19 protein-coding genes and 1 other annotated feature are annotated in these 20,122 nt (G+C 47.2%); of the genes, 3 read left to right on the top strand and 16 right to left on the bottom strand.

Features of this window, described 5'->3' with window-relative positions; translation table 11 throughout:
• Nucleotides 1-12: 12 nt before the first annotated feature.
• The 16 genes from AU387_RS00505 to glnK form a co-directional block, all read right to left on the bottom strand.
• Nucleotides 13-699: an ABC transporter permease gene (locus tag AU387_RS00505; protein WP_082687816.1), complete on the bottom strand. Its 687-nt coding sequence runs from the start codon at nucleotides 697-699 to the stop codon at nucleotides 13-15.
• A gap of 17 nt (nucleotides 700-716) precedes the next feature.
• The gene (locus AU387_RS00500; protein ID WP_044162079.1) at nucleotides 717-1,640 is read right to left on the bottom strand and encodes an ABC transporter ATP-binding protein; all 924 of its coding nucleotides are present in this window, start codon (nucleotides 1,638-1,640) and stop codon (nucleotides 717-719) included.
• A 93-nt stretch (nucleotides 1,641-1,733) separates the two neighbouring features.
• The gene (locus AU387_RS00495) at nucleotides 1,734-2,669 is read right to left on the bottom strand and encodes a HAMP domain-containing histidine kinase (RefSeq protein ID WP_044162082.1); all 936 of its coding nucleotides are present in this window, start codon (nucleotides 2,667-2,669) and stop codon (nucleotides 1,734-1,736) included.
• Nucleotide 2,670: 1 nt separating this feature from the next.
• Nucleotides 2,671-3,351, bottom strand: a complete 681-nt coding sequence (locus tag AU387_RS00490) for a response regulator transcription factor (protein WP_082687815.1) — start codon at nucleotides 3,349-3,351, stop codon at nucleotides 2,671-2,673.
• A gap of 98 nt (nucleotides 3,352-3,449) precedes the next feature.
• Complete coding sequence (locus AU387_RS00485) at nucleotides 3,450-4,388, bottom strand: DMT family transporter (RefSeq protein WP_059334421.1); 939 nt, start codon at nucleotides 4,386-4,388, stop codon at nucleotides 3,450-3,452.
• 20 nt (nucleotides 4,389-4,408) lie between these two features.
• On the bottom strand, nucleotides 4,409-4,570 hold the full coding sequence (locus AU387_RS00480) for a tryptophan RNA-binding attenuator protein inhibitory protein (protein ID WP_024120093.1): 162 nt from the start codon (nucleotides 4,568-4,570) through the stop codon (nucleotides 4,409-4,411).
• A 94-nt stretch (nucleotides 4,571-4,664) separates the two neighbouring features.
• Nucleotides 4,665-4,914, bottom strand: a binding site (T-box leader).
• 56 nt (nucleotides 4,915-4,970) lie between these two features.
• Nucleotides 4,971-5,894, bottom strand: coding sequence for a macrolide 2'-phosphotransferase MphK (gene mphK / locus AU387_RS00475; protein ID WP_059334420.1), 924 nt, complete (start codon nucleotides 5,892-5,894; stop codon nucleotides 4,971-4,973).
• A 278-nt stretch (nucleotides 5,895-6,172) separates the two neighbouring features.
• Complete coding sequence (gene garD / locus AU387_RS00470; RefSeq protein ID WP_059334419.1) at nucleotides 6,173-7,705, bottom strand: galactarate dehydratase; 1,533 nt, start codon at nucleotides 7,703-7,705, stop codon at nucleotides 6,173-6,175.
• A 90-nt stretch (nucleotides 7,706-7,795) separates the two neighbouring features.
• The gene (locus AU387_RS00465; protein ID WP_059334418.1) at nucleotides 7,796-8,497 is read right to left on the bottom strand and encodes a FadR/GntR family transcriptional regulator; all 702 of its coding nucleotides are present in this window, start codon (nucleotides 8,495-8,497) and stop codon (nucleotides 7,796-7,798) included.
• Nucleotides 8,498-8,566: 69 nt separating this feature from the next.
• Nucleotides 8,567-9,934 carry a glucarate dehydratase gene (gudD, locus tag AU387_RS00460; protein ID WP_059334417.1) on the bottom strand — a complete coding sequence of 456 codons (1,368 nt, stop codon included), beginning with the start codon at nucleotides 9,932-9,934 and terminating at the stop codon, nucleotides 8,567-8,569.
• 36 nt (nucleotides 9,935-9,970) lie between these two features.
• Complete coding sequence (gudP, locus tag AU387_RS00455) at nucleotides 9,971-11,338, bottom strand: glucarate transporter GudP (RefSeq protein WP_044162095.1); 1,368 nt, start codon at nucleotides 11,336-11,338, stop codon at nucleotides 9,971-9,973.
• Nucleotides 11,339-11,424: 86 nt separating this feature from the next.
• Nucleotides 11,425-12,891 carry an alpha-ketoglutaric semialdehyde dehydrogenase GucD gene (gucD, locus tag AU387_RS00450; RefSeq protein ID WP_059334629.1) on the bottom strand — a complete coding sequence of 489 codons (1,467 nt, stop codon included), beginning with the start codon at nucleotides 12,889-12,891 and terminating at the stop codon, nucleotides 11,425-11,427.
• A gap of 32 nt (nucleotides 12,892-12,923) precedes the next feature.
• Nucleotides 12,924-13,850: a 5-dehydro-4-deoxyglucarate dehydratase gene (kdgD, locus tag AU387_RS00445; RefSeq protein ID WP_059334416.1), complete on the bottom strand. Its 927-nt coding sequence runs from the start codon at nucleotides 13,848-13,850 to the stop codon at nucleotides 12,924-12,926.
• On the bottom strand, nucleotides 13,825-14,031 hold the full coding sequence (locus tag AU387_RS00440) for a hypothetical protein (RefSeq protein ID WP_059334415.1): 207 nt from the start codon (nucleotides 14,029-14,031) through the stop codon (nucleotides 13,825-13,827). Before AU387_RS00440 ends, kdgD begins: the two co-directional genes overlap by 26 nt.
• A gap of 33 nt (nucleotides 14,032-14,064) precedes the next feature.
• The gene (gene glnL, locus AU387_RS00435; RefSeq protein ID WP_044162101.1) at nucleotides 14,065-15,009 is read right to left on the bottom strand and encodes a glutamine utilization two-component system response regulator GlnL; all 945 of its coding nucleotides are present in this window, start codon (nucleotides 15,007-15,009) and stop codon (nucleotides 14,065-14,067) included.
• A gap of 9 nt (nucleotides 15,010-15,018) precedes the next feature.
• Nucleotides 15,019-16,251 (bottom strand): two-component system sensor histidine kinase GlnK, encoded by a 1,233-nt coding sequence (glnK, locus tag AU387_RS00430; protein ID WP_059334627.1) that lies wholly within the window; start codon nucleotides 16,249-16,251, stop codon nucleotides 15,019-15,021.
• A 301-nt stretch (nucleotides 16,252-16,552) separates the two neighbouring features.
• On the opposite strand from glnK, the gene AU387_RS00425 reads away from it, so the two are divergent.
• From AU387_RS00425 to mmuM, 3 genes are all read left to right on the top strand, one after another.
• Complete coding sequence (locus AU387_RS00425) at nucleotides 16,553-17,536, top strand: glutaminase (protein ID WP_059334414.1); 984 nt, start codon at nucleotides 16,553-16,555, stop codon at nucleotides 17,534-17,536.
• Between the two features lie 21 nt (nucleotides 17,537-17,557).
• Nucleotides 17,558-18,994, top strand: coding sequence for an alanine/glycine:cation symporter family protein (locus AU387_RS00420; protein WP_044162103.1), 1,437 nt, complete (start codon nucleotides 17,558-17,560; stop codon nucleotides 18,992-18,994).
• 127 nt (nucleotides 18,995-19,121) lie between these two features.
• Nucleotides 19,122-20,069, top strand: coding sequence for a homocysteine S-methyltransferase (gene mmuM / locus AU387_RS00415; protein ID WP_059334624.1), 948 nt, complete (start codon nucleotides 19,122-19,124; stop codon nucleotides 20,067-20,069).
• Nucleotides 20,070-20,122: the final 53 nt, after the last annotated feature.

The following is a 20,122-nucleotide window of genomic DNA, read 5'->3' as shown; positions in this document are numbered from 1 at the left end:
TCAACTCCGTATTTAAGCATCTTGCCAGTCTGCTTTCCTGACTGCCATGTATGAAAAAAACAAACCGACAGCAGCTAGAGATAATGGAATATATACAATGGAAGAAATGGACAGGCCCGGGCTTGTTGAACTCATCAGCATGACGATCACGACAGATGAAATGATGGTTGCCGAGACAGAGTGCTTACGCATCCCAAAAAAGATGGGAACTAAACTGGTGCCAGCGGCGCCAAAAGCGAAAACCGCGATTTTTATCGAATGCTGAGAAATGACATCGGCGCTCAATTCTCCCGGAATGACATGGTAGATCGAGTTCAGCATATAGAAAGCAGCTGCTACGAACGCATTTGAGACCAAAATGGTGATAAACGTCAGCCCGCCTGAGATGCTAAGCTTAGCAGCGAGCAGTTTTTTCCGGCTGATCGGGTACGTGAACATCACTTGAATCGTTTTGTTTTTATATTCCGATATGACTAATTTGGCGATCAGTACTGCGCCAAAAACGATAAACACCGCTCTGACAAAAGTGCCAATGACAAGAAATGCTTCATCCATGCTTTGGAGCGATTCAGTGCCCTCCGCTTTTTCTGTGTAACTGACCAACCACATAAAGCCAAGGATAATCAGGTTAGCAATGATGACTCCTCTCACATACCATCCCATCTTCATTTTCCTTAATTCGATTCTGATCAAATTCAGCAACGGTCTCGCCTCCTTTACGCACTGATGTGATTGCCGTTGATCAAGCTGATGAAGTAGTCCTCCAGTGACGTATACTTTTTATTTATTGATTCAATGTCTACATCATTTAAAATCAGCGCTTTTGATATGGCACCCTGTGATTGTTGAGCATCATAGATCCGAATGGTTTTATCACTTAAGATTTTAAAGTTGGCAATGTGAAGTTCTTTCTCAAGCACAAAGCAGGCTTTTGTCTGATTCGATGTAACGAGTTCGATGTATTCTGTGTTTTGTCCCCTGACATCTTCCATCGACACCTCTTCCAGCAGCCTGCCGTCACGAATGACGCCGATTGTGTCCGCAATTTGTTCGATCTCACTCAGCATATGGCTGGAGATCAGCAGTGTCATTCCATACTCCTTGCTTAATACTTGAAATAAGTTTCTGATCTTTTTAATGCCGACAGGATCAAGACCGTTTACCGGCTCATCCAATATAAGCAGATCAGGTTTGGTGAGGATGGCGCGCGCTATGCCGAGGCGCTGCTTCATTCCAAGCGAAAATGTTTTGACGGGTTTCTTGTCGATCTGTTTTAAATTCACCATATCGAGTACTTCTTGAATGGCTTTTTTATTGTGATATCCCATGTATGCACAATGCAGCTCTAAATTTTCGATAGCCGTCAGATTCTCATAGAAAATCGGATATTCAATCATGCTGCCGATCCTGCCGAGCACCTCATATGATGTATGGTTGAAGTTGTTTCCGAGGATATTGATTTCACCGCTTGTCGGTTTTACAAGACTTGTCAGCATTTTCATGATGGTTGTTTTCCCCGCTCCGTTTGGGCCGAGAAAGCCGTAAATTTCACCTTTTTTGATATGCATGCTGACATCTGAAACGACTTCTTTGCCTTGAAACGTTTTGGTCAGTCCGTTTGTTTGTACGATGTAAGTCAACGTTGTTGCTCCTTTCCTCTTTTTCCTGTTTTCTATTGTAGCGGCGGGCCCTGTCATTTTTATTTCTTCATTCTTAAGAAATTCTTACGATTGTTAATAGGTCATTCGTTTTAATGTAATCGTAAACGCTGTCCGTTCATACGGCTTGCTTTGAAGAGAGATGGAGCCCCCCATTTTTTCCACAAGCCTTTTCGTGATCGTCAAACCGAGACCGCTCCCTTGGAATGCTTTGTTTCTTGATTCTTCAAGTGTGTACAGCCTCTCAAATACCCGCTGCTGGTCTGTTTCACTGATTCCTTTTCCGCGGTCCCATACGGAGATGGCAATGCTTGTCTCGTCATAAGAAAGTGATAATCCGATAAACTTTCCAACCGCGCCATATTGAATCGCGTTGGATAATAAATTTTGCAGGATACGGTCCAGCGCCTCTTCATTTGCATGCGCGTATACCGGCGTATCCGGAATATCAATCTCCGCGTTAAAACCTTTTGCCTGAACGGCATCATAGTAATGCAGGATATTTCGTTTGCATACTTCGTTGATATGTATTTTTGTGATCGGGATTTGTTTGTCTTCAGATTCCAATTTGGCTAAATCAAAAAAAGAGTGGATCATTTGGATGAGTTCATTTGTTTTTTGGTGCAGTTTCTCAAGCAGTCTTTCCCGCTCGCTGTCCGGCATATCCCGGTCACTTTGGATGGCTTCGATATAACCGAGAATAACCGTCAGAGGTGTTTTGAGATCGTGTGACATATTGGTCAGCATCCGTCTCATGGATTGCTCTGTTTTTGCAAACCGGGCGTTGATATGCTGATGATCCTCAGCGAGCAGATTGATGTTGACGAGCAGGTCCCTGAGCGCACGGTCATCTGTATGAAGTAAAACCTGATCAGCCGATTCGTTGTCAAGCATGGCGCTAAGCTTTTCTGCCGTATACGTCAAATTCCTGTCCCGGTTCTTTTTCATCATATATTGAATGACATTCAGACACGCCAAAGCAATGATAGCAGCAATCGTTAATACTGCCATTCTAAAACTCTCCCCATTTATAGCCGATGCCCCATAATGTTTTGATATATTGAGGAGACGATGGATCATCTTCAATCTTTTCTCTCAGCCGCCTCATATGTACATTAATGATGTTTTGGTCGCCAAAGTACTCCTCATTCCATACGGAACGATAGATTTGTTCTTTCGTAAACACCTTTTTAGGATTTGCTGCAAATAGTGTCAGCAGCTGCCATTCGGTTGACGTCAGCTGAAGCGGTTCGCCGTTTTTCAGAACGGATACATTGTCTATATCGATCGTAAGCTGGTGAACACGAATCACCTGATGTTCAGCCGATTCACTCGACGAATATTGCGTCGCCCTCCGTATCGCTGCTTTGACTCTGGCTGTCAGTTCAATCATCGAAAACGGTTTGGCGATATAATCATCCGCCCCGAATCCCAGCCCCAGTGCTTTATCAACATCTCCGTCTTTTGCTGAAATCATTAAAACAGGAATCTTGCTTTTTTCCCGAATGATTTTTAAAACATCCATTCCATTCAGCTCTGGAAGCATAATATCAAGCAGAATGAGGTCGTACGCCTGCTCTTGAAACCTCCGAATGCCCTCTTCACCGTCGAAAGCATGCACGATTTCAAAGCCTTCTTTTGTTAAATAATGATCCACCATTTCACTGATGGAATAGTCATCCTCCACAAGCAATATGCGCTGCATCCTCTCACCTAACCTTTTTCATAGTCAAAAAAACACACATGTCATTACGCTTATTGTAATTGAAAAACATGTGTGTTTTACAAAATTTATTCTTTTTTTCCTGTTTTCAGCTTTCTATATTCCATGCCCGTTATGACAATAAATACGGCTGCGCATCCAATGGTTTGAGTAAACTGGAGCCGCTCACCGAGAAATAAGGCCCCAAAGAAAATTGTCAGGACAGGTCCTGCCATTGAAATAGTGGCAGCTCGCAGTGCCCCGATTCGTTTTATGCCCTCAAGCATCAGCACAAATGGAATCACAGTGGAGACGACTGCGATGAACACAAACAAACCGTACACAGCAAGCGGATATGCTGTCATTGGCGGATTCATGCCGATCGCCGCCTTGATACCTGTGTAAAGCATCATGGCCGCTCCGGCTGCTGTCATCCCGTAAGCATTGAGTCGGATGCCGCCGATTTGATGGACGAGACGCCCGGAAAGGACAAGATAACCAGCATAAACGGCCGAGGATAACAAAATGAATACAGACCCAATCATATTCGCCTGAAAAAGCTCAGCATTCCAGCCGCCGAGCGCAAAGAAAAAGCCGATCATGAGCATCAGCACTGCGAAAAGGTCTTGGATGGAAACCATTTTCCGGTCACGACACGCGTTGAATCCCATCATAAACACCGGATAGCTCATCAGCAAAATACGCTCAACCATTGCGGATACATGGTTCAGCCCGATAAAATCAAACAAGGGAGACAGAAAAAAACAAAACACTCCCGCGACACACGCCCTCCATAGATCCCCTTTTTTCATACCGTCTGGGATTGGCGGTCGGTATAACAAATAAATCAGCCAAAACAGCGGAACAGCAAACAGCTGCCTGTATAACAATACTGCGTCTGGCTCAGCACCCATTTCATATGCGCATTTAATCCAAATCGACTTAGATGCAAAACAAACCGTTCCGATCAGCAAAAAAACCGTCCCTGCCGATGCCTTGCGAATCTCACTCTGCTCTTCTAATCTCATCTCAGCTCAGCTTTTCTCCTTTACTTGTTCATATGTTTTTGGATAAAATCCAAAAGCGTATTTCCTTGTGCGGTAAGAATGACGCCCTTCCCGCTGCATGCCGGACAAGGTTTGCCTTCTATTTCTCCGGCTCTTTCACAATGCGGACAAGCAACCTCCAGATCATCAGTTGCGATCACCATTTGAATTCCTCCTTTCCCATTGATTAAACATGGACCACCAGCCTTCTTCCATTGGCCGTCACCTCCTTTAAGAAACACAAAAACCCCCGTCCTATCAAAGGACGAGGGTCTCGCGGTACCACCTTTATTAACAGCTAAAAAGCCATTCGCTCATCAGTACAGAAAACGTCAGTTTCGATACTCCTCTCTTGGTAACGGGGAGAGCATCCCGGCATTGCCTACTATCTATTCAGCAAAGCAATTCAGAAGCCCATTCGGCATCAGGGGAGGATCGGTTCACACCTGCCACCGACTCTCTGAACCCCGCTCACTGATGCTTACTTGCTCTTCCTCACAATTGTTAATCCGTTCTTTTGTTTGTAAAATTTATAATACTCTGTTAATTTACAGAAGTCAATTCTTAATCCAATTTAGATTCGCCAAGTGCTTCCAGAGCCATATTTACGTGCTCCTCCTGCTGTGTCTGAAGAGCGAACTTGGCAATTTCCAGCGGATACGCCGCCTGCATCTCTGAGATGTGATCCTGCATTTTTGACCATACACGGCCGCCTGCTTGATCATAGCATTCAAGCAAACGGGCTGTTTCTTTTTCTCCGAAAATCATGTGGTAAAAGACAAAATCCTTGGCTGGATCGGCGACTTTCGCTTCTGTCCAATCCAGGAGGCCTGTGACGTGTTCGTTTTGATCAATAAGGATATGCGGCGGATGGAGATCGCCGTGTATCAGCGCGGAGAAACCGGGCCAGTATGCATCATCATTGATCCACGTTTGCCATCTTTCCCAAAGCTGCTTAGATACGCCAAACTTATTCTTCACATCAGCCATAGATTCAGCTGTCATTTTCCTGAAATCTTCCGGCATCACCACTTCTATTCCGGATTGGCCGGCAGATGTTTGATTCATGCCATGCAATTCTGCCAGTATTTCGGCAAGTGTATGAACAAAATCGTCTGACGGCGGCTGATGATTCATATTCCATACATACTGTTTCTGTTCCAAATCAATCCCAGCAGCAGGCGTTCCGCTAAGCTTCGGGTAAGCGGTCAATTCCGGCGTATGAATTTTCCAATCCGGCACATCAGCTGTGAGGTTCGCGCGGAGAAAGGCAAGCGTTCTGCCTTCTGAAGCTGCTCTTTCAACTACATCGCTTCTCCGCGGTTTTCGCAGCACCCATGGCATACCTGTATCGTCCTCGGCGAATACAACTTGAAAATCCATTCCCGTTTCATTCAATTGAGCGTTATCAGAGTGAACCGTCAAACCTTGATTGCGTGCAAGCGCGACAATCTCAGTGATTAGCTGCCTTTCGTTCGGGTTTGTCATCTCTTTTCCCCTTTCTTATATTCCGCCTGTCGTTAGAGAGAAGGGATGTTTTTAAGGAACAAAAAAAGAGGGCAGCATCGCCACCCTCTTTTCATGACAATATAAGGGTACATACATAGGCAGATTCATCCCGATTCCCCGCATCCAGGCGAGTGTCGTTCACTATTGAATTCGTGTCAATCGGAATCTAATGAATGCCATGTCGGAACCCCTCCGTTCATTGTAGTTGATCTCCATTTTACATCATATTCCAGTTTTGATCTACTATAAAAAATGAATCAAGTCACAGGCGCGGGGTTAAACAAACACAAATCATTATGAAGGCCCCAATGGTCCGCCCATGTTTGTTTCCTGCCGCTCGCTACATCTAAGACCATGCGAAAAATCTCCCAGCCGACTTCTTCGATACTGGCCTCTCCGGTAGCAATTCGCCCGGCATTGATATCGATTAAATCCGCCCAATGCTCTGTTAATGAATGGCGTGTAGATACTTTCAGCACCGGCGCAGCAGCCAATCCATACGGTGTTCCTCTGCCTGTCGTAAAGACCTGCAGATTCATGCCTGCCGCCAGCTGAAGGGTTCCGCACACAAAGTCGCTTGCCGGCGTCGCTGCAAACAGCAAACCCTTTTTCTCCGCCTTCTCCCCAGGCCCGAGTACACCGGAAATGGGGCTTGTGCCTGACTTTGCTACCGATCCTAACGCTTTTTCCACCACATTGGATAAACCGCCTTTTTTATTGCCAGGTGACGGATTGGCGCTTCTGTCTGCTTCCCCCCGCCTCAGATAGCTGTCATACCACTTCATCTCATCGATCAGCGAACGTCCGACCTCTTCGCTGACAGCCCGGGGCGTTAATAAGTGAATCGCATCCCGCACCTCAGTCACTTCAGAAAACAAGACCGTTGCGCCTGCCCGAACCAATAAATCAGCCGCATATCCCACTGCCGGATTCGCCGTCACGCCGGAAAAGGCATCACTGCCGCCGCATTGAAGGCCAATGACCAGATCAGAAACAGGGCAGGTTACACGGACTCTGCTATTGAGTCTGATTAACCGCTCCTCCGCCATTTCCATCATCGATTGAATCATATTCGCAAAGCCTTGATGATCTTGAAGTGAAATGATGTGATCTTTTTTCTCAGGTGCAATCCGTGCCGGGAGGAGCTTTTCACATCCTAATCCGACCACCATCACTTCTCCGCCGAAGTTCGGATGCTTTGCCAGATTTTGAATCGTGCGGATGGGAATCGCAGCGTCTGGGGCATTGATGGCCACGCCGCATCCATATTGATGATGAAGCGGCACGACATCATCGACATTTGGATATTTCGGAAGAAGCTCTTCTTTTATCCGTTTTACCGCATAATCCAGCACGCCGACGACACATTGAACACTTGTGGTGATACCGAGAATATTTTTTGTTCCCGCACTGCCGTCAGCATTTCGATATCCTTCAAACGTATAGCCTTCAAGGGGCGGCAGCGGTTCGGGCACTTTGTTTGCGATAGGGAGGTCATGGAGTTCCGGAGGGGCGGGCATTCTCACCAAAGCTTCCCGCACCCAGCTTCCGCGTTTGATCGGCTGATCTGCAAATCCGATCACTTCTCCATAACGCACGATGGCATCCCCCTGATTCAAATCGGTTAGGGCCACTTTATGGCCTTGAGGAACATCTTCTTCAAGCATCAGCCCGCATGGAAAAACAGTGCCCTTTTTCAGTCCGCCGTCATTTACAATAATCGCCGTGTTATCTTTTACATTCACTTTAATGTAAAGAGGCGCTTGATTCTGTCTGAGGTTCATCACCATAGGAACATCACTCCTCAATATTGTAAACGCTTTCCGATTTGGTTAAAAAAAGCCGCAAATCCCGATTTCAAACTGCGGCTGTCATAACAATTATGTTTCATCTATTCCATTCAAAATTTTGTCACGGACGAATTTCAAATGCTCATACATGTGGTAATGAGCCTGGTAAGGGTCTCTTTTGGCAAGAGCGTCATAGATTTTTTTGTGGTATTCGACCGTTACATCCCTTTCCCTGTACGGAATCTGGCTGTCGATTTTCGCATGTGTGATCAGCAGGGATTGAATCATGCCTTCGACAACGGGATTATTAGCGCTTAATGCAATAACTCGGTGAAATTCTTTATCTGCTTCTCCATAATTGTTGTCAGTGCTGCTGGCGATGTCGTCGATTGTTTTCTGTAAACGCTTAAGCTCATCTTCATTTATCTTTTCCGCGGCAATCGTCACCAGCCCGAGTTCTAACGCCATCCGCGCTTCAATAATGGCCGGAAGATTATCAGTCGCCAAAGCAAGCATAACGGAAAAAGGCTGCATCCCGATTTTGTCATTGAAATATGTGCCGCCGCGGGTTTTTCTCGTGATAACGCCCAGCGTCTCTAGTGAGCTAAGCGCTTCGCGAAGCACCGGTCTGCTGACATGTAAGATATCCATTAGCTCCATTTCTGTCGGCAATTTGTCTCCGGCCTTTAATTGTCCGCTTGACAGTAAATGGACAATCCGTTCAATGACCTGCTTGGCTAATGTTTTCCGATTGACTGTATCCACCTTCAGATCTTCTAAACCTTCGTACACGAACAACTCTCCCTTCAGTTGTTCAATTGTAAGACAAAATATTCATTATGACAATATTTAGAATAAAACTTATCGCACCAGACACGGGCGCTTGCGGTCAAACTCCCAATTGCTGATCAGAAACTGCATAGGGATTGCATCGTTCCGTGCGCCTACATTCATTTTTCGATAGAGATCATGCGCTTTTTCCACTTGTTCCATATCAATTTCGATGCCAAGCCCAGGCTTATCAGGCACCTTCACACAGCCATCAGCAATTTCTAAAGGCTGTTTGGTTAAACGCTGTCCGTCCTGCCAGATCCAATGGGTATCAATCGCCGTGATGCGTCCCGGAGCTGCGGCCGCCACATGGGTAAACATGGCAAGGGAGATGTCAAAATGATTATTGGAGTGCGAGCCCCACGTCAGCCCCCAATCATGGCACATCTGTGCAACCCGCACCGAACCCTGCATCGTCCAGAAATGGGGATCAGCCAGCGGAATATCGACCGCATGAAGCTGAATCGCGTGCCCCATTTCCCGCCAGTCAGTCGCAATCATATTTGTCGCGGTCGGCAGGCCTGTCGCGCGGCGGAACTCAGCCATCACTTCACGTGCGGAATAACCGTTTTCCGCCCCGCACGGATCTTCGGCATAAGCAAGTACATCCTGCTTTCCTCTGCATAATGTAACAGCTTCTTCTAGCGGCCAAGCCCCGTTCGGATCAAGGGTAATTCTCGCCTCAGGAAAACGTTTTGATAACGCGGTGACGGCTTCCATTTCTTCCTCGCCCCGCAATACGCCGCCTTTTAGCTTGAAATCTTGGAAGCCGTAGCGCTCTTGCGCCGCTTCTGCCAGACGTACAACGGCCTCAGGAGTCAGCGCTTCCTCATGGCGGAGGCGGAACCAGTCGCAATCTGACTGCTGATTGCTTTGATACGGCAATGTCGTCCGCTTTCGGTCACCAATGTAAAATAGATAACCGAGCATCTTGACTTCATCCCGCTGCTGTCCTTCTCCAAGCAAAGCCGCAACCGGTTCATTGAGAAATTTGCCGAGCACATCCAACAAAGCGGCTTCCAAGGCTGTGACCACATGCACCGCAGTACGCAAATCAAATGTCTGGATACCGCGGCCTCCCCTATCCTGGTCCGCAAACTGCTTTCTGACTGTTTGCAAAATCGACTGGAACGCGCCGATCGATTTTCCGACAACAAGCGGCTCTGCAAGCTCCAGTGTGCGGCGGATCGCTTCCCCGCCCGGCACCTCGCCGACACCCTGATTCCCGCTGCTGTCCGTTAAGACAACAAGATTTCGGGTAAAAAACGGGCTGTGGGCACCGCTTAAATTCAGCAGCATACTGTCATGCCCCGCGACTGGAATGACTCTCATTTCAACAATTGATGGAATATTCGATCTTTTTTCTTTTTGAACCTGTTCCTGTATTGGTGAACTCATCTGTCATCCTCCTTTGATAAAGCGCTTTCATAAATATTAGACAGGCAGTGATTGATCGGGGTCTTTCTCTTGTTTCTTTAATACGACCCGTTTGATCGGTCCGACCAGCAGCAAATAGCTGAGGACTGCTGCAATCGCATTAGCGCCGACAAAAACGAGCGCGCCATTAAAAGATCCTGTGGCATTCACGATGTAGCCGATCATAATCGGAGTCGTAATCGAGGCGATGTTTCCGAATGTGTTGAACAAACCGCCGCTTAATCCCGCACACTCTTTTGGCGACGTGTCCGACACGACAGCCCAGCCCAAGGCGCCAAATCCTTTTCCGAAGAACGCGAGTGACATGATTACAACGACGAGCCACGCTGAATCTGTATAGTTGCAGATAATCATGCTGCAAGACAGCAGCATGCCGACAATGATCGGTCCTTTTCTCGCAAAGGTGAGAGAACGGCCTTTTTTCAGTAAAAAATCAGATACGATGCCTCCAAGCACGCCGCCCGCAAATCCGCACAGCGCCGGGAGGGAAGCCACAAATCCCGCTTCAAGAATGGACATTCCGCGGGCCTGAACCAAATATACCGGAAACCATGTGAGAAAGAAATAGGTGAGAGTCGTAATGCAGTATTGCGCGATGTACACGCCAATCAGCATGCGGTTGGTTAATAACTGTTTGATATACGGCCATTTTGATTCTTTTTCCTGCTTGCTTTGACTGTCATCCATTGAAATCAGCCCGCCGCCTTCTTCAATGTACGCAAGCTCGGCTTTGTTGACCTTCGGATGTTTTTTCGGTTCATATACCGTTTTTAACCAGATAAAAGCCAGTAGGATTCCCGCGGCCCCCATCACCACGAAGACGGAATGCCAGCCAAAAGAGTGGGTGAGCCAGCCCATTAAAGGAGAAAAAATGACGATTGCGAAGTATTGAGCTGAGTTAAAAAAGGCTGAAGCTGTACCGCGTTCGGAGCTCGGGAACCAGGAAGCAACCACTCTGCCGTTTCCGGGAAATGAAGGCGCCTCAGAAAGCCCGACTAAAAAGCGCAGCGTAAACAGCAGGATAATCGCTGTGCCAGCGGTAAAAAATCCAATCGCCCCTTGCAGCAGCGTAAAAAATGACCAGAAAAAGATGCTTAACGCAATAACCGTTTTTGAGCCAAATCGATCCAGCAGCCAGCCTCCGGGAAGCTGTCCGATGACATAAGCCCAGCCAAATGCAGAAAACACATACCCCATGGCAACCGAATCCAGTCCAAGGTCATGCTGGACGGAATCACCCGTAATCGAAAGCGTTGCGCGATCTGCGTAGTTAATAGACGTCACAAGAAACAGCATAAATACGATGAACCAGCGTACAGAGGTTTTTTTGCCCGCCGGCGAAACATTCGCATGGTCTTTTTTCATAATATCTTCTCCTTTGTCAAAGTAGAGAATCATATGCTGGCTGGTGATAAGGCTTGGAAAGAGACAAACGCCTCTTTCCAGCACCTTTACTGCTTCACAAATACGGTTTTGATCGCCGTGAAGAAGTCCTTCGCGGCCTCACCCTGTTCGCGGGAGTGGGAGCTTGATTGCTTCATGCCGCCAAATGGCGCCTGAAGCTCAACCCCTGCGCTTTCCGCGTTGACCCTGACAAGCCCGGCTTCAATCTCATCAACGAATGAAAGCATACGGCCGATGTTTTGCGTAAAAATAGATGCACTTAATCCGAACTTCACATCATTGGCGATGTCTAAAGCCTCCTCCATCGTGTCCACCTTTAACAGAGCGATGACCGGTCCGAAAATTTCCTCCTGGGCAATCGTCATGTCAGATGTCACGTTGTCAAAAATGGCAGGCTGCACATAATATCCGTTTTGATACTTTCCATCCTCCAGCTTTTCTCCTCCGATCAAAAGAGAAGCGCCTTCCTGCTTGCCTTTTTCAATATACGATAGACAGTTATCAAGCTGATTTTTGCTTGCGATCGGTCCCATCCAAACGTTTTCGTTCAAGCTGTCTCCGATCGTGATCTCCTTTGTGCGCTGCAGCAGTTTTTCTTTAAAGCGGTCGTAAATTCCGCCTTGGACAATGACACGGCTTGTTGCGGTGCACTTCTGGCCCGTTGAACGGAAAGCGCCTGTCACCACAGCTTCAGCTGCCGCTTCAAGATCAGCATCGTCCGCTACGATCACCGGGTTTTTCCCGCCCATTTCAAGCTGATATTTGGCGCCTCTCGCTAAAGCGGCCTGCCCGATGATTTTCCCGACCTGATTCGAACCCGTGAACGTAATGGCATTGACCCCGTCATGTTCGGCAATACCTTGGCCGACAACTGACCCTTGGCCAGTCACCAAATTGATGACTCCCGCCGGAAGTCCCGCTTCTTCAAAACAAGCGATGATCTTCGCACATGTAACGGCAGTTTCTGTTGCGGGTTTGATGACAACAGTATTGCCGTACACCAGTGCCGGCGCCATTTTCCAAATCGGGATCGCTACCGGGAAGTTCCACGGCGAAATCACACCGACGACGCCGAGCGGGACACGGGTGGTAAACATCAGTGCGTCTTTGTCAGTAGACGGGATAACATCGCCTGTTTTGCGCATGCCCTCACCGGCGTAATAGCGAAGAATCGCAATGCCGCGAGCGGTTTCTCCTTTTGCTTCCGGCAGGGTTTTTCCCATTTCACGCGTCGCACATGCGGCGATGTCCTCTAAGCGCTGTTCCATGATATCAGCTGTTTTGTACAGCAATTGGCCCCGTTCTGCACCCGTCAGCTTTCTCCATCCCGTTTTTGCCTCATGAGCGGCGGCGACGGCCCGGTCCACATCATCAGCCGTTGAACTCTGCACATAGCCGACGATGTCGTTCACATCCGCAGGATTTTCCGACTTGATCATATCGCCTGATTGAGCTTTGACCCACTCTCCATTAATAAAATTGAGATATGTGTTTTTTTCCGTGATTACAGACATGCCCATTGCCCCTTTCATGCTTTTTATGTTTGTCAAACCGTCGCGGCCTTCTTCGGGAATCGATCCGCCGCTTGCTTCAAAATGGCTTCCAATTGCTGATAGTGTTCTTTTTCAACCGGTCCGACAGGCGGTCTGGCTGTATTTCTCACATTCATCCCCATAATCTCCATGCCGGCTTTGATCAAGGACACCGCATACCCTTTCCGCTGCTTCCGGATATCGTTGATCGGCAGAATGACATGCTGATAGAGTTCCTTCACCGCATCGTTGTTTCCGTTTTTCAAAGCTTCATAGAACATCCGGGAAATATGCGGAATATAATTCGAAATGGCTGAAGAATAAGAGTGAAAACCGATTGGCAGGTAGGACGGCATCGTCACTTCAGCCATCGGCATTCCGTTAAGCCATCCCAAGCGGTCACCGATTGTATAGGCGAGGTTGATATTCAAATCCATGTTCCCCACCCCGTCTTTCACACCAACAAGCTGTTCAAGCTCCGTCAGCCGTTTGATCTGTTCAAGAGAAAATACGGCGTTGTCGCGCTGATATAAAATGGCATTCAAGTCTGTGCTTTCAATAATCGTTTTGGCGTACTGATACAGCCCCTCCTGTTCGCCATGCACCAAATACGGAGGAAGGATCAAATAGCCGTCAGCGCCTTTTTTCTCCGATATACGCGCCCAATCAAGCGCGGTGCTGAGGTTGCCGCCCACTCCCGTATAGACCGGGACCTTTCCTCCCGCAGCCGAAACTGCGACTTCGACCATGTTTTCGTATTCTTTCTGGCTAAGGGACTGAAATTCCCCTGACCCGCAGGCGATGAAAATCGCTTCCAAGCCTTCTTCGAGCAAAAACTCGATATTTTGAAACAGAGCTTCTTCCTCCAGCTTTCCTTGTGTATTAAAAGGCGCAACCGGAAAACCTAAAATCCCTTCAGGTGCTTTTCTTATATGGCTCATGTACAAAACCTCCTGTCATTTGTGTAAACAGCTCATTTGAAAGCGCTTTAAAATAATGTGGTTGCATATCCTCTCCTTTCAACTTATCTTTTTGTTTAATTGTAAGACAAATAAACAATAAGTCAATAACTTTATTTTCAGACTTTTCATAAAAACGCTGATAGCCTCCGTTTTTCCGCATAAAAAAAACAGCCGCTGCTAGCCGGCTGTTTTTTCACATACTTCTTTCTTTCATCGTTTCGTTCAAAAGCTTTGCTTCCAAAAAAAATACGTGGATAAATTTTTTCATATTCACTCTGGCAGGTGCGAGGGGTTTTGCCTCTTTGGATTGAATTTCTTTCATTTTTTGGCTGACGACCGGAAAATCAAAGAATTTTGATGCGTAGGTTTCGAATTTAGGATTCGAAAAATCAGTTGTGCCCAATGAGGCAAAATGGTCAAGCGAATGAATAATGGCTCTGCGGATTCGCTGTTCCGAGGCTTTCATTTCGCGGTTGATTTCAGTTTGTGATGCCGCAGCTCCAAGCTTTCGTTCCGCTACTTGTGTGAAGATTTGTTTTAAAGAAGGGATATTTTTTTCGTAAGGCTCAGATTGTTCATGCTCAGTTAAATACTGAAGGACCGCCATCATATCATGAGCGCCGCCTTCCCCCATCATGCCGAGCTCGGATAGCAAAAATGTTCCCGCTTCTTTTAAGCTGTTGGCATTTTTATACTGAGACCGTGCTTTCCGTTCGGTTCGGCTGACCAGCCGGCTTAAAGAGTTTTGGATATCTCCGATCGAGTTTTCAAGCTCGATTCGTTCCTTCACCTTTTGCAGAACAGTCACAATTTCAATACGGTTAATTGGTTTATGAATAAAATATTCAATGCCGAGAGAATACGCTTCTCCGACCATTTCTTTAGCTTCCACTTGTGAAATCATAACGATTTTCCCGGAATAAGAGTCCTTGATCCGGCGTATGGTCTCAATTCCGTCCCGCCCGGGCATTAATAAATCGATTAACAAAATATCAATCTGCTTAAATTGCAAAATATGCCCCTCCACTTGGCTTCCGTCTTCCGCTTCACCCGCAGCCTCTCCAAGGTCCTCATCTTCTATGATCTGCCTTAAAATCGACCGCACCGCGCGGTCATCATCAGCGATAAAAAAACGCATATTATCCGTTCATCCTTTCTGAATCAAATGTCTGGCAGGCAGCCCGATGGTAAAGACCACTCCTTGCTGCTGGTTGTGAAACTTGATGTCTCCCTCAAGCTCTGTCACGATTTCCTTGACGTAGGAAAGACCAATTCCGGTTGAGGGCGTGCCAAACTCGTCATACGTTGAGGTAAAGCCCGGATCAAACACAATATCTCCGATTTTCTCCGAAATGCCGGGGCCATTGTCTTCCACCTGAAATTCTATCATACTCTCATCTGGCTTACGGAGCCTCAGGCTGACCGTTCCCTCATCCCCCATCGCCTCCACCGCGTTTGCCGTCAAATTATTAATGATAGAAAGAACAATAAATACATGATAATCGTCATGCTCGCCCTCTATTGAACAATGAAAATTGATCTGTTTGCCCAATGATTCAGCGTACTTTTCATTCATTCGAATGACAAGCCGGAAAAGGTCCGAGGCATTCATATAATCTTTAAAACTTTCATTGGAAATCAGTTTCGAAAGCCCGGCATATATCCTCTGGTTGTCCTTTTTCACTTCATGAATTTCCCCTGCCAGCCTTAGAATCCTGCCTCCGAGCTGATCGTCCTTGCCCTTCACTTCCCGGTAGAGCTGATAGGATTCGTTTGTCACGTGCTCTGTTGTTTTCAGCGTCTTTTTTAAATGCACTGTTTCTTCATATAAATTCGACACAATCATCAGCATGTGCTCATTTTGCCGCCTTGTCTGCTTTTCTCTGGACTGTGTTTCATACAGCTTGAGCACGTTAAAAAAGCTGATGACAATAAATGTATGAGAAATCGCAACAACCGCGATATCCGTTATTTTCTCAGGCGTCACCACCGTATGAAAAAGAAGAAACTGAACGGCCAGCTCGACGCTATCGGAAGCAATTTCAATCATAAATCCATAAAAACCGAGCATTACCGGCCGATCACGATAGCGGTTCGCCCGCAACACATAAAACAGACATGCAAACGTCATGTAAAAGAAAAAACCGGACGCTTGATCATACAGGATTGGAATCAGCCCTGCGTGTCTTCCGTCCCTTAATTCCAATAAAACACGAAATACGAAAACCGATGTTCCAGTCAAAAACCCCGGCAATACAGCGGACACATGCCGCAGCAGCACTAAGAAAAAGAAAAAAGCCGGCGCGCCGAAGCTGATTCGGAACTCTTCATTGAGGGGATAAAATTTCAGTTCGCCTGCAAGCGGCACAGTAACGAGCATGAGCGCCATTATATATGCGTCTTTCTCAAAAAAACGTTCCAGTTTGATTATGATCACATCCTCATTTTTATTTTGAGGAAAGGACAAAAAACCTGCAAATTTCTTTCGACCCAGTATGTAAGCTTTTTATAAAACCAACGGCTTATTTTCAAAAAATTTTTGTCGTATTTTGTATGATTCTGTAGTCTCAATTATACAGTTATGATACCTTTCCGCATTCATGAAAGCGTTTAACGCCTCACCTGTCTTCGATTCTACTCCGCCTCAGTCCCAAATAGCAAAAACAGATAGGAGGAATTTGATGAAAGAACTGATAAAAGAACGCCCGGAAGAGAAGAATCTGGCGTCACAGCTGTATGAATGGGTAGAACATTACCGCCCCTTTGCCGCCAATGGACAAAGCGCAAATTATATCCCCGCGTTAGGAAAAGTCAATGACTCACAGCTCGGCATTTGTATATTGGAGCCTAATGGAGCAATGATACATGCCGGCGATTGGAACGTCCCTTTTACCCTGCAAAGCATTTCAAAAGTCATCAGCTTTATCGCTGCGTGCATGAGCCGCGGCATTCCCTATGTGCTTGACCGCGTCGATGTCGAGCCGACAGGTGACGCCTTTAATTCAATCATCCGTCTTGAAATGCACAAGCCCGGAAAACCGTTTAACCCTATGATTAACGCGGGCGCCATTACAATCGCCTCGCTTCTTCCGGGAGAAACAGCCCGCGATAGGCTGGAGTATCTGTACTCTGTCATTGAAACCTTAATAGGGAAACGTCCCAGAATACATGAGGAAGTTTTCCGGTCTGAATGGGAAACCGCCCACCGCAACAGAGCATTGGCCTACTACTTAAAAGAGACAAACTTTTTAGAAGCCGATGTGGAAGAAACGCTGGAGGTTTACCTGAAGCAATGCGCCATGGAAGGCACGACAGAAGACATTGCATTGATCGGCCTGATCCTTGCTCATGACGGTTATCACCCGATTCACCGCCAGCAGGTGATTCCAAAGGATGTGGCAAAGCTCGCCAAGGCTTTAATGCTGACATGCGGCATGTATAACGCCTCCGGAAAATATGCGGCGTTTGTCGGGGTACCGGCCAAAAGCGGTGTCTCCGGCGGCATCATGGCGCCGGTTCCCCCAAGCGCCAGAAGAGAGCAGCCTTTCCAAAACGGATGCGGCATCGGCATTTACGGGCCTGCCATTGATGAATACGGCAACAGCCTGACTGGCGGCATGCTGCTGAAGCACATCGCACAGGAGTGGGAACTCAGCATTTTTTAAAATAAAAAACGAGGTGATTGTATGCAGCAATTCCTGGAACATATCGTCGGTTTCGCTAATGATTTTTTGTGGTCAAAGCTATTAATTGTATTGCTTCTTTCTTTGGGAATCTATTTTACGTTCAGGCTTAAATTTTTGCAGGTTCGCATGCTGAAGGAAATGGTCAGGGTGTTAAAGGAAGGCGCTGCATCCCGCTCGAAAAACAGCATCTCTCCGTTTCAAGCGTTTTGTATCAGCATGGCAGCCCGTGTCGGCACCGGAAACATTACGGGTATTGCCATTGCTATTGCGCTGGGCGGGCCCGGTGCGATTTTCTGGATGTGGATTATTGCCATTATCGGGTCAGCGTCAAGCTTTGTCGAAAGTACACTGGCTCAAATTTATAAGGTGAAAGATGCAAACGGCTTCCGCGGCGGTCCTGCTTATTATATGGAAAAAGGGCTGAACAAAAGATGGATGGGCGCCTTGTTCGCCGTTTTAATCACGCTGTCGTTCGGTATCGTCTTTAACTCGGTTCAATCAAATACGGTCAGTCTCGCGTTTGAAAACGCGTTCGGCACAAACCGCCTGACACTTGGACTCATTTTAATTGCTGTGTTTGGAACGATTATCTTTGGCGGAGTCAAACGCATCGCAAAACTGGCTGAATATATTGTTGTTGTTTTGGCTGTCCTGTATATTGGAGTCGCTTTTTTCGTGATTCTCACAAACATCACCCAGCTGCCTGCCGTTTTTGCGCTTATTGTCAAAAACGCGTTTGGATTTGACCAGGCGGCCGGCGGCGCTTTGGGAGCAGCTTTAATGCAGGGTGTCAGACGGGGGATTTTTTCAAACGAAGCGGGAATGGGAAGCGCACCGAATGCCGCTGCCACCGCGACGACAAGCCATCCTGTAAAACAAGGGCTGATCCAGGCATTTGGTGTGCTTACTGATACGCTGGTCATTTGTACAAGCACGGCCTTTATCATCCTGTTTTCAGACGCCTATCATACACCGGGACTGAGCGGAATCGCATTAACTCAAGCCTCTCTCAGCTCCCATATCGGACCATGGGCATCAGGCTTTCTCGCCATCCTGATCCTCTTATTCGGATTCTGTGCCTTGATCGGCAACTATTATTACGGCGAAACCAATATCGGCTTTTTGAACAAAAGCAAAAAACTGATCTTCGTTTACCGCATCGGCGTGCTTGCAATGATCGTGTTTGGCTGTGTAGCCAAGGTGCAGCTTGTATGGGATTTGGCCGATTTGTTTATGGGCTTGATGGTCGTCGTCAACTTAATCGCCATTTTCTTATTGTCGAAGGTGGTTTTTGCGGCTCTCAAGGACTATACCCGGCAGAAAAAAGCGGGCAAAGATCCCGTTTTTTATAAAAATGTCATAAAAGATCATGAGCGGATTGAATGCTGGGAGCTTTCAGAAACGCCTGCTGATCCTCATAACAAACAAATATCATAACGCAGAAGGTGTTCAGATCAATGGAATCTGAACACCTTTTATCTTTCGGTTGATTGACAAACATCAAGACGTCCTTTACCATTTTCATATCTTTTCAAAAAATCAGAAAGAAGGATCGGAACAGCCTATGAATCCAATTCAGCATCTATTAGATACATACCCGCTTATCGTGTTAGACGGCGCGATGGCAACCGAGCTTGAGCGCAAAGGCTGCGACTTGAATGACAGTCTCTGGTCGGCAAAAATTCTGATGGAGCAGCCAGACCTGATTAAACAAGTTCATACTGATTATTTTGCGGCAGGCGCCGACTGTGCGATCACCGCCAGCTATCAGTCTACGTTTGAAGGCTTTGCCGCACGCGGGCTCAGCGAAGCGGAAGCCCGCCGGATTATCCAGATGTCCGTCAGGATCGCGGCCGAAGCCCGTGATGAATTTTGGGCACAGAAAGGTAACCGCTTGAATCGGCCAAAACCGATCGTTGCGGCCTCTGTCGGCCCGTATGGCGCCTATCTTGCGGATGGCTCAGAGTATCGCGGAAACTACGGAATCTCTGAGGATGAGCTGGCTGAATTTCACCGCCCCCGTATGAAAGCCCTGATTGATGCCGGTGCGGATGTTTTGGCATGTGAAACGATTCCATGTCTTACTGAGGCAAAAGCAATTGTCCGTCTGCTGAAGGAATTTCCTGAAACATATGCGTGGTTCAGCTTCAGCGCGAAAGACGGTCTGCGTATCAGTGACGGAACCTCTGCCGCTGAATGCGCGTCATGGCTTGATCAGCACAGCCAAGCGGCGGCGGTCGGGATCAACTGCACTCCGCTTCAGCATATCCCTTCATTGATTGCTGAGCTAAAGAAGAACACTTCTAAACCGATTATCGTCTATCCGAATTCAGGCGAACAATATGATCCGGACACCAAAACGTGGAACGGCGCAGCATGCGGCGAGCCTTACGGACAAAGCGCCCGCATCTGGTATGAAAACGGAGCAAAGCTGATTGGCGGCTGCTGCCGGACAAAACCGGAGGATATTAAAGAAATCGCCGGCTGGGCCCGGACTTTAAAAACTACTTGACTTATCGGAATAGTTTGTATATTCTAACCTAAATGCCGGCTTGCCGGAATCTC

It is taken from the genome of Bacillus halotolerans, assembly GCF_001517105.1.
In the GTDB taxonomy this organism is placed as follows: domain Bacteria; phylum Bacillota; class Bacilli; order Bacillales; family Bacillaceae; genus Bacillus; species Bacillus halotolerans.
This window is presented reverse-complemented; position numbering and strand designations above follow the sequence as displayed.

Excerpts from the sequence above, each read along its gene's own strand:
- AU387_RS00480 (WP_024120093.1), bottom strand. The coding sequence starts at position 4,570 with ATGGTGATCGCAACTGATGATCTGGAGGTTGCTTGTCCGCATTGTGAA.
- garD (WP_059334419.1), bottom strand. The coding sequence starts at position 7,705 with ATGGTGATGAACCTCAGACAGAATCAAGCGCCTCTTTACATTAAAGTG.
- AU387_RS00485 (WP_059334421.1), bottom strand. The coding sequence starts at position 4,388 with ATGAGATTAGAAGAGCAGAGTGAGATTCGCAAGGCATCGGCAGGGACG.
- AU387_RS00420 (WP_044162103.1), top strand. The coding sequence starts at position 17,558 with ATGCAGCAATTCCTGGAACATATCGTCGGTTTCGCTAATGATTTTTTG.
- AU387_RS00440 (WP_059334415.1), bottom strand. The coding sequence starts at position 14,031 with ATGCGGAAAAACGGAGGCTATCAGCGTTTTTATGAAAAGTCTGAAAAT.
- AU387_RS00425 (WP_059334414.1), top strand. The coding sequence starts at position 16,553 with ATGAAAGAACTGATAAAAGAACGCCCGGAAGAGAAGAATCTGGCGTCA.
- gucD (WP_059334629.1), bottom strand. The coding sequence starts at position 12,891 with ATGTCTGTAATCACGGAAAAAAACACATATCTCAATTTTATTAATGGA.
- kdgD (WP_059334416.1), bottom strand. The coding sequence starts at position 13,850 with ATGAGCCATATAAGAAAAGCACCTGAAGGGATTTTAGGTTTTCCGGTT.
- gudP (WP_044162095.1), bottom strand. The coding sequence starts at position 11,338 with ATGAAAAAAGACCATGCGAATGTTTCGCCGGCGGGCAAAAAAACCTCT.
- gudD (WP_059334417.1), bottom strand. The coding sequence starts at position 9,934 with ATGAGTTCACCAATACAGGAACAGGTTCAAAAAGAAAAAAGATCGAAT.
- AU387_RS00495 (WP_044162082.1), bottom strand. The coding sequence starts at position 2,669 with ATGGCAGTATTAACGATTGCTGCTATCATTGCTTTGGCGTGTCTGAAT.
- mmuM (WP_059334624.1), top strand. The coding sequence starts at position 19,122 with ATGAATCCAATTCAGCATCTATTAGATACATACCCGCTTATCGTGTTA.
- mphK (WP_059334420.1), bottom strand. The coding sequence starts at position 5,894 with ATGACAAACCCGAACGAAAGGCAGCTAATCACTGAGATTGTCGCGCTT.
- glnK (WP_059334627.1), bottom strand. The coding sequence starts at position 16,251 with ATGCTCGTTACTGTGCCGCTTGCAGGCGAACTGAAATTTTATCCCCTC.
- glnL (WP_044162101.1), bottom strand. The coding sequence starts at position 15,009 with ATGCGTTTTTTTATCGCTGATGATGACCGCGCGGTGCGGTCGATTTTA.